Annotated in this window: 1 protein-coding gene; it reads left to right on the top strand. The window is 66.3% G+C overall.

All coding sequences use genetic code 11. From position 1 onward, the window contains the following. Window positions 1-26 precede the first annotated feature (26 nt). A partial coding sequence (locus tag NKJ46_RS34690) for a cupin domain-containing protein (protein WP_352671865.1) occupies window positions 27-664 on the top strand: 638 nt, incomplete at its 3' end.

The raw sequence follows: 664 nt of genomic DNA, 5'->3' as shown, positions 1-664 counted from the left end.
AGTGCGCGCTTGCGGCGGGTGCCCACTTGGCGGTTGCCCGCACCGACGCCTCCACCATCCACTACTGCCTTCGAGGCGCCGGGTTCATCCTCGTTGGCGATGAAACGCCCATACGCCTGACACCACACACGCTGGTGATCGTCCCGCCTGGGCGGGCGATGACAATCACCGCGACGGAGCACCCGACCGCATTACGGAACACTCGCAAACACAACAATGGCGGCTTCACGGCCGGGTCGTCGCAGCGGCACACCGTCGGAGACGGTGAGCCGACACTGGTGCTTGCGTGCGGGTCCTTCCGGGCCAACTACGGTCCGGCGCTCGACTTGTTCGCCTCCCTGGCAACGCCCATCGTCGAGAGGTTCGACGTGCACGACCAGCTCGACCAGGTGATGGCCTACGCAATGGCCGAGCTCGCAGCCCAGGACGTTGGTGGAGGGCCGATGTCGGCGGCGTTGCTGAAACTCGTTCTGCTCGCATTGCTCCGGCGCTGCCTGGTCTCGACGAATGCGTGGGTGGAGCGCTTTTCGATCTTGAGCGATCCGCCGATCGCACGGGCTTTCGCCGAGATGGCCTCGCGCCCGTCCGTGGCGCACACCGTCCAGAGTCTGTCGCACGCCGTCGGTCTCAGCCGCTCGGCTTTCATGGCGAGGTTTTCCGCCGC

This window comes from Mesorhizobium sp. M0166 (genome assembly GCF_040322255.1).
In the GTDB taxonomy this organism is placed as follows: Bacteria; Pseudomonadota; Alphaproteobacteria; order Rhizobiales; family Rhizobiaceae; genus Mesorhizobium.
This window is presented reverse-complemented; position numbering and strand designations above follow the sequence as displayed.